Source organism: Rhodococcus sp. KRD197 (assembly GCF_017168235.1).
Taxonomy (GTDB): Bacteria; Actinomycetota; Actinomycetes; order Mycobacteriales; family Mycobacteriaceae; genus Rhodococcoides.
The window spans coordinates 22,659-34,953 of the sequence record NZ_JABFAO010000076.1; the positions used below are offsets into that span (position 1 = coordinate 22,659).

11 protein-coding genes are annotated in these 12,295 nt (G+C 62.8%); 6 read left to right on the forward strand and 5 right to left on the reverse strand.

Annotated features, from left to right (window positions below):
• Positions 1-43 precede the first annotated feature (43 nt).
• Positions 44-2,035, forward strand: coding sequence for a TerD family protein (locus J1M86_RS25095; RefSeq protein WP_206511805.1), 1,992 nt, complete (start codon positions 44-46; stop codon positions 2,033-2,035).
• A gap of 21 nt (positions 2,036-2,056) precedes the next feature.
• Here J1M86_RS25095 and J1M86_RS25100 read toward each other — a convergent pair whose 3' ends face one another.
• A complete protein-coding gene (locus J1M86_RS25100; protein ID WP_206511806.1) occupies positions 2,057-3,928 on the reverse strand; it encodes a pyruvate kinase in 1,872 nt (623 codons plus the stop codon).
• A gap of 330 nt (positions 3,929-4,258) precedes the next feature.
• Between J1M86_RS25100 and J1M86_RS25105 the strand changes: the two genes are divergently transcribed.
• The gene (locus J1M86_RS25105; protein ID WP_206511807.1) at positions 4,259-5,197 is read left to right on the forward strand and encodes a universal stress protein; all 939 of its coding nucleotides are present in this window, start codon (positions 4,259-4,261) and stop codon (positions 5,195-5,197) included.
• Between the two features lie 47 nt (positions 5,198-5,244).
• Here the strand turns inward: J1M86_RS25105 and J1M86_RS25110 are convergent, their stop codons facing one another.
• Together J1M86_RS25110 and J1M86_RS25115 are read right to left on the reverse strand one after the other, a co-directional pair.
• Positions 5,245-5,664 carry an SgcJ/EcaC family oxidoreductase gene (locus J1M86_RS25110; protein WP_083667218.1) on the reverse strand — a complete coding sequence of 140 codons (420 nt, stop codon included), beginning with the start codon at positions 5,662-5,664 and terminating at the stop codon, positions 5,245-5,247.
• Positions 5,665-5,762: 98 nt separating this feature from the next.
• On the reverse strand, positions 5,763-6,263 hold the full coding sequence (locus J1M86_RS25115) for a MarR family winged helix-turn-helix transcriptional regulator (RefSeq protein ID WP_075837642.1): 501 nt from the start codon (positions 6,261-6,263) through the stop codon (positions 5,763-5,765).
• 104 nt (positions 6,264-6,367) lie between these two features.
• Between J1M86_RS25115 and J1M86_RS25120 the strand changes: the two genes are divergently transcribed.
• The 4 genes from J1M86_RS25120 (at position 6,368) to J1M86_RS26940 (ending at position 9,833) form a co-directional block, all read left to right on the forward strand.
• A complete protein-coding gene (locus tag J1M86_RS25120; protein WP_206511808.1) occupies positions 6,368-7,063 on the forward strand; it encodes a nitroreductase family protein in 696 nt (231 codons plus the stop codon).
• Positions 7,060-7,959, forward strand: a complete 900-nt coding sequence (locus J1M86_RS25125; protein ID WP_206511809.1) for an EamA family transporter — start codon at positions 7,060-7,062, stop codon at positions 7,957-7,959. Before J1M86_RS25120 ends, J1M86_RS25125 begins: the two co-directional genes overlap by 4 nt.
• A 111-nt stretch (positions 7,960-8,070) precedes the next feature.
• Positions 8,071-9,111: a zinc-dependent alcohol dehydrogenase family protein gene (locus J1M86_RS25130; protein ID WP_075837567.1), complete on the forward strand. Its 1,041-nt coding sequence runs from the start codon at positions 8,071-8,073 to the stop codon at positions 9,109-9,111.
• A 29-nt stretch (positions 9,112-9,140) separates the two neighbouring features.
• Positions 9,141-9,833, forward strand: coding sequence for a PLDc N-terminal domain-containing protein (locus tag J1M86_RS26940; protein ID WP_206511810.1), 693 nt, complete (start codon positions 9,141-9,143; stop codon positions 9,831-9,833).
• 478 nt (positions 9,834-10,311) lie between these two features.
• On the opposite strand, the gene J1M86_RS25140 is transcribed toward J1M86_RS26940, so the two are convergent.
• The gene (locus J1M86_RS25140) at positions 10,312-11,517 is read right to left on the reverse strand and encodes an oxygenase MpaB family protein (protein WP_307786745.1); all 1,206 of its coding nucleotides are present in this window, start codon (positions 11,515-11,517) and stop codon (positions 10,312-10,314) included.
• 119 nt (positions 11,518-11,636) lie between these two features.
• Positions 11,637-12,293: a hypothetical protein gene (locus J1M86_RS25145; RefSeq protein WP_206511811.1), complete on the reverse strand. Its 657-nt coding sequence runs from the start codon at positions 12,291-12,293 to the stop codon at positions 11,637-11,639.
• Between the last annotated feature and the right edge of the window lie 2 nt (positions 12,294-12,295).

Genomic DNA, 12,295 nt, shown 5'->3' on the forward strand with positions numbered 1-12,295 from the left:
CTCAGCAGTTGAGGTCCGTTTTGTCCGACAGGAGCGTGTACACGTGAGTTCACCGATTCTGACCAAGGGGCAGAACATTGCCCTACCGGACGATGCGACCGAGTTGGACGTGATCGTGTCATGGGTCGATCCAGAGCGTGATCTGGATGCGTCGGCGCTGTTGGTGGATTCGAGCGGCCATGTCCGATCGGACGCAGACTTCGTTTTCTACAACCAACCCGAGTGCTCGGATGCGGCCGTGCGGTATCTCGGCAGCAGCAGCACTGACGAGGGTAAGCAGGAGCGGGTGTCGATCCACTTGACCTCTCTGCATTCGGATGTCGAAAAGGTTGTCATCGCAGGCAGTTCGGACGCCCACACGCTGGACGGATTCGGTAAGTTGGCCCTGCAGGTTCGAGACCAATCAGGTTCGGTGCTGGGCGAATTCGTCACTGCTGATGCAACTTCCGAGCGTGCGCTCGTCTTCGGTGAGGTGTACAGACGAAATGGTGCGTGGAAGCTGCGCGCGGTCGGTCAAGGATGGGAATCAGGTCTGGCCGGGCTCGCTCAGGATTTCGGTGTCGACGTCGACAACAGTGACTCCGCGGCATCGGTGGACGACGTCGCCGTGGCCGAGGTAGCGGTCTCGCCTGCTCAGGCCGCCACCTCAACCAGTGAAGTCCTCGATGTATCGATCGTCGACGTCGAAACACCTAAACGTGGCGTTCGCACCAAGAAACCAATTGCCAAGAAGGTCGCGCTGCCACAGTTCACCCTCGCAGGAGGGGAGGGGTGGCAGACCGCTCGCCTGTTCTCGGTCTCCGGCGTCGGGTCCGGTGAGGAACAGGAGAAGAGGGCCACCTCGGCGCTGATCGCCACGATGCAGGCAGTACGTCCGTTCGCCCGAGCGATCTGCTCCCGCGCCGGAGCGCCCGCCGGCCCATTCGAGGGCTACCTCGAAGTGCCGTTCGTCAAGGGCGAGGGGAAGGTGATCCCCGACGGAGTGTTCCGTGTCTCGCGAGCAGGCCACGTATGGACTGCGCTGCTGGAGGTCAAGACCGGCACAGGCAAGCTGCACAGAGATCAGCTGGAGAACTACCTCGATGTTGCGCGACGCCACAAGTACGAGGTCGTGTTGAGCCTGTCCAACGACATCCCGGCGTCGGCAGGTGAGCTTCCGGTTCAGGTGAACAAGACCAAGCTCAACAAGGTATCGCTTCGGCATATTTCGTGGTCCGAGGTGATACACGAAGCGCGAATGTTGTTGTCGCATGGCGATCTCGCAGATTCGCTGCAAGCATGGATCCTAAGTGAGTTCGTCCGGTATCTGACGCACCCGAAGTCTGGCGCGACGGAGTTCGTGGACATGGGTCGTCACTGGGTTGCAGTGCGCGATTCGGTCACCGCAGGCACCCTACGGGCGAGCGATGTCAAGGCGATGTCGGTGGCAAATACGTGGGCTTCACTGTCGAGGCATCTGGCGTTGAGGATGACCGCGGACCTCGGTGTGACGGTCAAACATCATCTGCCGAGGAAACTCAGCGGTGACCCGCAAGCGCGGAACGAGTACATCGTCGAACAGCTCGCGGCGTCCGGCGCTCTGTCCGCGACCATGCGGATTCCGGATGCCGCCGGTGATCTCACGGTCGAGGCAGATCTGCGCACCAACAAGATCAAGTGCAGCACCACCATCGATGCACCGACGGACGGTACAGCGCTCAGACGTGCCTCGTGGTTGCTCAAGCAGCTCAAGACCGCTCCGGCAGATATTCTCGTCGAGGCTGTGTTCGCCGATGCGAGCGAAGTCTCGTGCGAGAACTTGGCCACGGTTCGGGCGGATACGAAGTCGTTGACCGTCGGGCGTGTCAGCGAACTGGAGCGGTTCACACTCACATCACCGACCAAGATGGGTAGTAAGCGTTCGGGATCAGCGGCCGGGTTCATCGGCAGCGTCACGGATGGAGTCGATGCCTTCTACCGTGATGTGGTGCAACCTCTCAAGCCTTGGGTGCCGTCAGCGCCGGAGGCGGCTTCGGCGGAGGCCGCCGATGTGTGAAGCACTCGGCCAGTACCTCGATCACGGCGCGCGGTGCGTTGCCTCGGCGGGTTCGGATGCGCGGTCGTGTGGGTAACCCCACGAATGAAGCTGCCGCAGTAGCGGATTCTTCTTGCGTTGGTGCTCTGCCATCCGAACGAGGATGTCGTCGAGGAAGGTGACGGCGTGATCGACAAATGGCCCCTTGTTGAGCATCACGCACTCTGCTCGACCCGCCATCGCCGCATCGGTGACCTCGGCGCGCGAGGGGTGACCGGTGCGGGCCAACGTGTCGAGGACCTGCGTGGCCCAGATGACCGGCACATGCGCGGCCTCACAGATCCAGAGGATCTCTTCCTGTAGCTCCGCCAGGCGTCCGTACCCTGCCTCCACGGCCAGATCGCCGCGGGCGATCATCACCCCGACCTGCGGCCAATGCATCGCCGTCAACAAGATCTCCGGCAGGTTCTCGAACCCGGCGACGGTCTCGACTTTCAGTATCAGGCCGAGATGGGTGCCGCCGAGATCTGTCAGCCGACGCTGCAGCAGGGCGACGTCGTCGGCGCTTCTGACGAACGAGAGACTCACGGCGTCGGCATGCTCGACCACGAAGGGCAAGTTTGCAGTGTCTTCGTCGGTCAGCGCAGATAGCCGCAACTGGCTGTCGGGCAGATTGATGCCCTTGCCTGCGCCGAGCGAAGCGCCCTGCGGTGCCGCGTCCGTGATTTTCACCGTCAACCCACCCGGACCGGTGGCTTCGATGATGCCGCCGATTTTTCCGTCGTCGAAGAACACGCGATGCCCCACTCGTGCGTCCTCGAACACCTGAGGCAGGGTGCATCCGATCCGAACCGGGGTGGCGTGGGGGTCGACGGGATCGAGATCTGGCACCACCAGGAGGTCGTCGCCGACACGGAGCCGGAGCTTCTGCTCGCGAGGCACCAACGCGTCCACCTGCACCACATCGTCGCCGTGATGATGGTGGTGTTCGTGGTCGTTGTGGTGCAGGGTGGTGCCGGGCTCCACGTACGCGGTATCCGCCAAGTCAGCCACGCACCCCTCGGGCGTCGCCGAGGTGATCAGGAGACTGCGTTTGGATCCGCGGGTGTCGCGGAAAGTGATCCGCTCGCCCGTCTTGCGGCGGGCGAGCCACTTCTCGTCCGTCACCGGAAGGCGTGCCGCGTCAGGGCAGTCGGGTCCGTTCGGCTGTGTCAGCCACACTCGGGCTGGAGTCGCACATCGGCCCAGATCGTCGCGGGTGGGTTTGATGTGCGCCACTGTGGCTCCTGGGAGGATCGGCCCGGTCCGCAGTTTCGGGCCGGCGATATCCATGGTGACCTTCACATGGCGGCCGTGCGCCCGGGCCGCGGTGCGCACGTTGGCGATCATCGCCGCCCACTGCGCCGGACCGTCATGTGCGCAGTTCACCCGGACAACTTCGGTTCCGGCTGCCACGAGTCGGTCGACGAGGGCTGCATCGGTGGCCGCTTCGCTGGGTAATGTCACCATGATGCGCGTTTGTCGGCCATTGCGGCCCGCACCGAGCAGCGTGATCGCGTTGCGTTCGAGTAGCCGTTCGCCGGAAGCGAAGTCCACCATGCCTCTGCCGTCCTCCGGGGGCTCCAACCCGGCCAGGCTCGCCACCGCCGCCCGCACCGCATCGACGGATGCGAGGACGTGCGCCTCGGATCGTCCCAGTGAGGACAACCCCAACGCTGCGAGATCTGCCTGCAGGAAGCGCACGTCATGTCGGCGCAACGCCATGTAGTGCATGAGGTTCTCGGCACTGGCCCGATTACATGGGTCCACTGCAGCGAGCCGATCGTCGCCGCCAGCGGCAGCGATCAGCTCACCGCGGAGGCCGTCGAGCTTCGAGGCAAGCTCGACCAGTGCTACTTGCTGGTGCGTCGTCATAGTCCCGAGTGTGTCCGCACCGCTGTGTCGGCTCTAGGGTCTTTGGTCGTCTGTCGGCCGAGTGTGGTGCAGCTCTCGCAAATTGCCCACGCGGACAGGGGATCTCGACCCGTCTGGATGATCGGAAGCGCTGTCGGATGAATAGTGAGTGAATTCTCGTGGGGCTTGGTGTGAACACGGTGCGACTGTTCTCTGTTGTTGGTGAACCCAGAAGCAGTGTCACGGTTCCAGAGAGGGTCTTGTCATGGTCGAACGACCCTGGTGCAGCGCACTCGTCGAACGGCAGTCTGATGTTCGTCGAACAAGTCATCATCTGGATCGGAGACATATATGGCTGACAGCCGAAAAATCGTCGTGGGGGTCGACGGTTCGCGCGCGGGGGTAGTCGCTGCATTGTGGGCGGCTTCCGTTGCCGACAAAGTCGGCTGCCCCATACGGATAGTGCACGTGCTTCCCGAAGATCTCTACCGGGTAAGCGCGGAAATGGTCATCAAGCAGGGAGCGGTCATCGCGCGCAAACGCGATGCTGCGCGGGCAATCGTCGATGACGCCGTAGCCGCGGTCGGTCAACGGCACCCGAACATCTCGTCGTCGGGCACCATTGTTGCCGGTCCGACATCGACTGCACTGGCGAGAGTCGGCCGCGACGCCCAGATGATCGTGCTGGGTCACCCGCGAGGCCTTGACGGGCCGACGTCGGCATTGTCGATCGCTGCCGACGTCGCCAGCAGGGCCTCATGTCCGGTGCTGGTGCGGCGAGGCCCGTCCTGGCAGTACCCGGACAACAAGCGACCCGTCGTTCTCGGAGTCGATGCCGACGGGTCGAGCGAACAGGCCGTCATGAGCGCGTTCGAGTATGCGGACCGATTCGGTGCACCGATCCGTGCGGTGCACGCCCATCTGCCGGATGACTCCGATCGCGACAGGACACTGCGACGAGCGGATGCGAGTTCGGTTGCGGGGGAGGGGGCGATGCCTTCTGTCGACGCATTTGTCGCCGCCCGACACCGATTCCCGAAAGTGCAGGTGACGCAGGAAGTGGCGCGGGTGAACCACCGAGCGCATGCGCTGGCAGCAGGTTCGGTCGATGCCCAGTTGCTCGTTGTGGGCACCCACGGTCGTGGTCGCGTTACCGAAACGCTCTATCGGTCGACCACTCATCGCCTCGTCGGACACAGCCCATGTCCAATCCTGATCTGTCCTACGGACTTGGTTGTCGGTGACAGCGCCCGAGCAGACCGGCCCACCGCGGATCCCGTCGACGAGTAAGCCGAAAGGAATTCAGTCAGGTTCAACACGTGTTTGCGGCGGCGGACTCATGCGATCAGAGTGTTCTGTCTGCGCCAAACAACCCACCGATTGGCGCGACGAACGAAGATGTAGAGCGCATTCATCTCTGGCGGTATTCCGTCCTGCGAGTTCTCGCGTGTGGACCATGCGTTCTTGCGGGCCGTAATCACGTCAGTAGCAAGCGCTATGACGTCCGTCAGTTCGTAGTACGCAGTCGAGTCTCGGAGGTAGCCAGCGGCGAGGCTGTCCTCAGTGGCTTTTTCGATGGCACGACGTCCATTGAGAACCGCGCCGCGTGCGTTGACGACTACGGCGTCGTCCGCCATATGCGCGTTCATCAACGCGGCGTCGTTGTTGTTGAATCCGTCCTGAATGTCTCGGACGATTCCTCGAATTGCTTCGACGTCGGCGGGGCTCGGAACGTCGCTGTCCATTCTGTGTGTCATCCTGCGAATGCTAGAAACTCGAGTGCACTCGAGGTCAAGGACTGACTCGCGCAGCCCCTTTGCAGGGTTCTCTGCCATCGAACGTGTGGACCGGAGGACTACTCCGCGCCGGTGTCGCCGAGTGAGATCAGCAGCTTGCGCAGTAGGCGGTCCAGTTCGATTCGCTCCCCGGGGTCGAGATCGGCAACGACACGAGCCGCGTTGGCGACATGGCCGTCGACCACTCTTTCGACAAGGCCGTGGCCCTGTTCGGTCAAGCTGATCAGAATGCTGCGGCGATTGCTGGGATCGGTCTCGCGGCTCACCAAATCCTTCGCAACGAGTCGATCCACGCGGTTCGTCATCGCTGCTGATCCGACCATCGTCCTCGCGACCAAGTCCTTCGGCGTCAGGGTGTACGGCGGCCCCGAGCGACGCAGCGTTGCGAGCACGTCGAACTCCCACGGCTCCATGTCCTCACCGGCGAAGTACTCGCGTATCTCGCGTTCTACCAGCCGCGATGTACGCGAGAGTCGTCCGACGATACCCATCGGCGACGCGTCCATCTCGGGTCGCTCGAGTTGCCACTGCGCCAGGAAGGAGTCGACTGCGTCGGACAACGAACCTCCAAATATTTCGACATCGAACTGTTTGACAGATGCTAGCACCCGACGTAGCGTCTCGATGGAAAATGATTCGACATCGAAATATTCGGAAACGAGATATGAACACATCACCGACAATCTCCGTCACCGATGCAATCAGGTCACGCCGGAGTCACCGGCACTACCGACCTGATCCGATTCCCACCGAAGTGCTCGACCAACTACTGGAACTGACACTCGAAGCTCCGTCCGCATGGAACTACCAGGGACGCGCCATCGTCGTTGCGAGTGATTCAGAGGCAAGAGCGGGGTTGGTGAAAGCTACTGGCGAGCAACCACATCCACGTGAAGCGCCGGTGGTGTTGGTGTTTCTTGCCGAATTGGACGCATGGCGCCGTGACAACACCGACATTTTCGACTCCGCCCGCCGCAATCGAGCCTGGTCCGACCGGTTCGTCTCGAGTTCCGCCGAGTCGAGTCGCGAGTTTCAGGAGGACCTCGTCGAACGCGGTCTCGAACGCGAGTACGCCGTCAAAGACGCAGTGATTGCGGCGAGCTTCGCGATGCTTGCCGCCACAGAGCTGGGACTGGCCTGTTCGCCGATGAACGGATGGAATGAAACGCTGGTCAAAGAGGCGATCGGAATCGGCGACCGCGACAGCATTGCTGTCGCCTTGCTGCTGCCCATCGGCTATGCCGCCGAGGAACGTCGCCACCCCGGTCGACGACCCACCTCGTCTTCCGTCCATTATCAGCGGTACCGAGACACTGCAACCGACCGTCTCGATCCTCCGTACACGCGACCACTGCGATGAAGGCCGGCGGCGCTCTCCGCGACTCGTTGTTCACCGCCCTGGCTCCCGCAGTATGGGGGAGCACCTACCTCGTGACGACGGAGTTGTTGCCACCGGACCGACCGCTGTTGGATTCGGTGGTTCGTGCACTCCCCGCCGGTCTGCTCCTGGTCGCGGTGGGGCGCGCACTCCCGCGGGGTATGTGGTGGTGGCGAACTGCGATTCTCGGGATTCTCAACATCGGCGCCTTCTTCTACTTTCTGTTCGTCGCTGCATATCACTTGCCGGGCGGTGTCGCGGCATTGGTCATGACGGTGCAACCGATGCTCGTGCTTGTCCTCGGCGCAGGACTGCTCGGTGCTCGAATTCAGGCAGTCCACATCGTCTCCTGTGTACTCGGAGCTCTCGGCGTCGGATTGCTCGTCCTGCAGCCCCACGCCGCTCTGGATTTCGTCGGCGTAGTCGCCGGTTTGGCAGGGGCAGCCAGTATGGCGACGGGATTGGTGCTGACGAAGCGATGGGGGCGTCCCGAAGGCGTGGGCGTGCTGACCTTCACTGGTTGGCAGCTTACGGTGGGCGGAGTGGTTCTCCTGCCGTTCATGCTGGCCGGCGAGGGACTTCCCAAAACGATTACGGTCGAGAATGTCTCCGGCTTCCTGTACCTCAGCGTGATCGGTGCGTTGCTCGCCTACGCTGTGTGGTTCCGCGGCATCGAGAAGCTTCCTGCGCTGGCGGTCTCGTTCCTGTCCTTCGCGAGTCCGCTTGCCGCCACAGTGTTGGGGTATATGGTTCTCGGTCAGACGCTCTCGGTCCTCCAGCTGCTCGGGGCGGTCGTCGTCATCGCCGCAGTCATCCTCGCGCAACCGATCTGGAAGCGTCGCGCAGCGGTAGATGGCAGAGCAAGAGTGAGCACGTGACGTTGGTCCTTGCCTTGCAGACCGAATGCTCTTCTCCCGTCCCGCACGCAGTCCTAGCCTCGTAGCGAGAACCTCGAACCTAGTGCCTGCGACTCGAAGAGAGAAGACACAATGCGAGCGATGATTTTTCATGGGACCGACAGCAAATCGTGGGACGAGGTCGCCGACCCGGTGATCGAGAGTTCGACCGATGCCATAGTTCGTGTCGACGCCGTCACGATCTGCGGCACCGACCTGCACATCCTGAAAGGCGACGTCCCCGAAACGACACCCGGACGAGTCCTCGGCCATGAGGCCGTCGGCACCGTGGTCGAAGTCGGTAGCGGGGTAGCTCGGGTCGAAGTCGGTGACCGCGTGCTCGTTTCCTGCATCTCCTCGTGCGGCTCCTGCCGGTTCTGTCGCGAGCAACGCTACGGCCAGTGCACCGGCGGAGGGGGATGGATTCTCGGACACACCATCGACGGAACCCAGGCCGAGCTGGTTCGAGTTCCTTTCGCCGACAACTCCACCCACCCGGTGCCCACCGGACTCAGCGACGAGCAGATGCTCATGCTGGCCGATATCTTCCCGACCGGCTACGAGGTCGGTGTCCTCAATGGACGGGTGCAGCCCGGTGATGTCGTCGTCATCATCGGTGCGGGCCCGATAGGCCTGGCAGCCGTCATGACCAGCAAGCTGCTTTCGCCCAGTCGGATCGTGGTCGTGGACCAAGACCCCGGCAGACTGGCAGCGGCCCTGAAGCTCGGGGCAGACATCGTCATCGACAACAGCTCCGAGGACGTCCTCGAGGCGGTCCGCGCGATCACTGACGGGTTGGGAGCCGACGTGGCCATGGAAGCCGTCGGGATTCCCGCCACCTTCGAGATGGCCGTCGAAGTGGTCCGTCCCGGCGGGCATGTGGCCAATATCGGGGTGCACGGAGCTCCCGTGATGTTGCACCTGGAAGACATTTGGATCCGTGATCTCACGATCACCACAGGATTGGTCGACACGTTCTCGACGCCCACTCTGGCGAAACTTGCGTCCGACGGTTTGCTCGACCCCGCAGGTTTGATCACTCACCGATTCTCGATGAACGAATTCGCGGAGGCCTACGACGTGTTCAGCGGTGCCGCCGATTCAGGGGCCTTGAAGGTAGTTGTCAGTAGGTGAACGCTCGTGGGTCGGTGAAAAGGAGAGCCATGTTGCACCGCGATCGAAATCAATGGAAAGAGCTGAGCCCGCTCCGTCTGGGCGCCCTGGTTGTGCTCGCTGTTGTCCAACTCTTGCTGGCTGGGGGTGCGTGGGTCGATCTTGCGCGACGCGAACGCGATCAGGTTGTGGGAAACAAGCGAATGTGGGCACTGATCATCTGCGTCAACTTCGTAGGGCCCGTCGCCTACTTCCTGTTCGGCAGACGGTCTGCAGAACCCACACCGTCGGCAGAACCCACACCGTCGGCAGAACCCACACCGTCGGCGGGACTCCCGACCGAGGGCGATCGACCTCAACCGGCAACCCCTGATGCTCCGGCGCGGATCGAATCACATTCGATCGCCATCGATGTTGCCGACAGCGCATCTCCTGTCGTATTCCCTGTGACCACGGCATCGGTGAACGGAGTCGTGCAGGCTGCGGTGATCGGGGAGTACGGCCCCGTCGGTGGCACCGCACCCGAGGGGTCGGCCCTGCGGTCTGCTGTGCTGGTGCACTGGCCTCGAGCGCGCGTGTTCGAGCGTCGTAGCACGGGGGACCGGGGTGCTGATCCCCGCGGATACGAGGCCTTCTATGTCGAATTGTGCGCGGACGGCCGCCGGCGTGAAGTCGATGCCGACGAGGTGTCGAACCTGCTCCAGTTCGGTAGCAGTCCAGCTTCCGACATTCACGCCGACTGAATCAACAGAGCGCACGGACTGGTCGAGTGCGCACACCACCGAGTCAATCGTGGTCGTGGGAAGGTCGTTCATATACCCACGACCACGGGTGGTCCGAGCTACTGCGCAGTTGCCAGCCCGCGCTTTCGATTTGTTCCTGCAATTGCGCAAGTGCGGAAGACATGCCGGGAGCCCACGCTTCGCGCGGCGGAATCGTCCCCCATGTTCGAGGCACTGGAAATGTATCGCCGACGTACCTCGGCTCCCCGTCCACTACACCGACGAATCGCATGTATGCATTTCCCGACTGTGACGCCACAGTCGCCAGGAGCGCAGCCCACCAGCGACGCGCCCCCACCTCTTCCAGGCTCACAGTCAATGTCGAATTCTCTGCGTTCACACCTCGAATTCTGCGCTACACGACAGTGGAGAAACACGGCCCATTGTCACTGCGAGCGGCGTCGAACGACTCTTTCGGTCTCGGCGATGCTCGCCGGTACTACCCGGCTATCGGCGGAACCTCCGCGTGCTCACCATCGAGCAGGCGCAGCGCGTTCTCCGTCAACTGCCGCTCGCCGAGCCGTTGCAGATACCGCTTGCCCGCCGGAAATCGGCCGATGACACGGTGTTTGACGGTATTGACGACGACTCGGCCCACCGGGTACCACGGTGGTCGGACAGGTACCTCGAGTGCTCTTACCGCCGCTGGACCGAGAAGTGTCGTGGCCAAGGACAACCCACGCTCGTACTCGTATCGTCGTCGGAGCTTGTCGAACCGGGAAAACTTGGTGTGCAGCGGCACTTCGACCAGCGCTTTCGACAGGACGTGACTGTGTTCGTCGGCTGCCGGAGCGGAGGCGCCGATGTGATACATCATGCGTAGGCCCGCCCGCTGCTCGAACGGCAGCCATCGTGGATCGACGCCCATCAACCAGCCCACATAGCACCACAGATGCAGGACTGCATCGGCTTCTTCCCGGGTGTAGCGGACACCGAGAATTCGGGTATGCAGCAGGAACGTGATCGAGAACAGTCCCAGCGTGCCCGCTTGATCGAACTGATTGATGGGAAGCCCTCGATCGCTGCTGTCCCAGTCGGTTTCGTACTCGTAGTGGTAGTCGACGAACGCGTGCATCAGACGCACGTGGACGGATAGCGTGAAACCTTCGCCGAACCGGTCCAACCCGCCGTCGGCAACGCATCCGTTCCACCAGGTGCCGGTTTCGGCAATCCGTCGAGCGGTCCGGGCCCCGGTCAGTCGGCCCGTGCCTGTCAAGATCGGGAGTGGACCCGAATTGTTGTACCCGCCGAGCAGGGATCCGTACGCGAGAACGTCGCCGACATCGGACCCGGCTCGACGCAACGCGCGCCCACCGAGTGCGATCTTGTCTCGGTCGACCCAGGCGGGAGTGTCCTCGAGCATCCTGAAATAGTCGCGAAGTTCGGCAGGGGCGTCGACCACCGCGTCGATACCTTCGTGCAGTGCGAGTCGAAACTGCGCGAGGGTCACGGTTCGGTCCTCACGGATTGCCCGGACCAGGGCCGCGCTCGGTTCGTCGCGCTCGAGGAGAGCGCGACGCAAGTGCGTGGCTTCGTCTTCCGTCGCATCCGGTGCGGGCCATGCGAACGGGCGCAGGGGCGCGCTGATTCGCGCTGAATGTGCGCGGTCACGCATGTAGCGGGTCGGTGCTGCTTCGGTGGTCACACTGTTCAGCTTCGTTCTGACAACGCCCGTTGTCAACCCCCTTGGGTGACCGAAACAGCACGATGCTCGCCGATCGGACGAAACCGTCCGATCGGCGAGCATCGTGTCAGCAGAGTGTCCTACGCGGCAGAGGTCACCAGATCCGCACGCAGGGATCGTGCTTTCCAGAAAGCCCACGCAAGGATGAGGCAACCCACGAACATGAGTGCCCCGTGTGCGATGCGTACTGCCGGAGGTGCGAAGAACTGTGGCGCGAACAAGATCAGACCAGCGGCCAGCGGCAACCCCGACCAAGACGGAAGAATGTCCGAGCTGCGAACAGCGAGTGCCGCGTAGACGCCGCCGATCAGGACGAGCAGCAGGCCGATTCCGAACATCGAGATCTGCACTGCGCCGTTCCTGATCGGATCCGCCAGTTCCATGATCGCGGGATCCGCGTCGGACACCGCCTTGGCGCCGACCGCGTTGAGCGCGAATGCTTCCGCGCCGTAGTAGGCGAGCGTCAACCCCACACCGATCCAAGTCACGACGACGGCAACACTCGCTGCGGACGCCCCGGCGCTCGGGCCGACGAGCTGTTCGAGGCTACGCATTGCCAGCGCGATGGCGATGAAGCCCAACATCGCGCACACGTGAGCGATGACCCAACTGGTCTCCCCGAATGCCTCGGCTCCCTCCATCCCCACCTCGGACGAGTAGGGACGCAGGATCGGGTATGCGAGGAACATGATGGCGGCGAACGCCCACAGCGCACTGCCTGCCTTTGCTGACGTCACAG

What these genes read in the sequence shown, in the direction of transcription:
- J1M86_RS25100 (WP_206511806.1), bottom strand. Translation starts at nt 3,928, where the DNA reads ATGACGACGCACCAGCAAGTAGCACTGGTCGAGCTTGCCTCGAAGCTC.
- J1M86_RS25105 (WP_206511807.1), top strand. Translation starts at nt 4,259, where the DNA reads ATGGCTGACAGCCGAAAAATCGTCGTGGGGGTCGACGGTTCGCGCGCG.
- J1M86_RS25110 (WP_083667218.1), bottom strand. Translation starts at nt 5,664, where the DNA reads ATGACACACAGAATGGACAGCGACGTTCCGAGCCCCGCCGACGTCGAA.
- J1M86_RS25120 (WP_206511808.1), top strand. Translation starts at nt 6,368, where the DNA reads ATGAACACATCACCGACAATCTCCGTCACCGATGCAATCAGGTCACGC.
- J1M86_RS25125 (WP_206511809.1), top strand. Translation starts at nt 7,060, where the DNA reads ATGAAGGCCGGCGGCGCTCTCCGCGACTCGTTGTTCACCGCCCTGGCT.
- J1M86_RS25130 (WP_075837567.1), top strand. Translation starts at nt 8,071, where the DNA reads ATGCGAGCGATGATTTTTCATGGGACCGACAGCAAATCGTGGGACGAG.
- J1M86_RS26940 (WP_206511810.1), top strand. Translation starts at nt 9,141, where the DNA reads ATGTTGCACCGCGATCGAAATCAATGGAAAGAGCTGAGCCCGCTCCGT.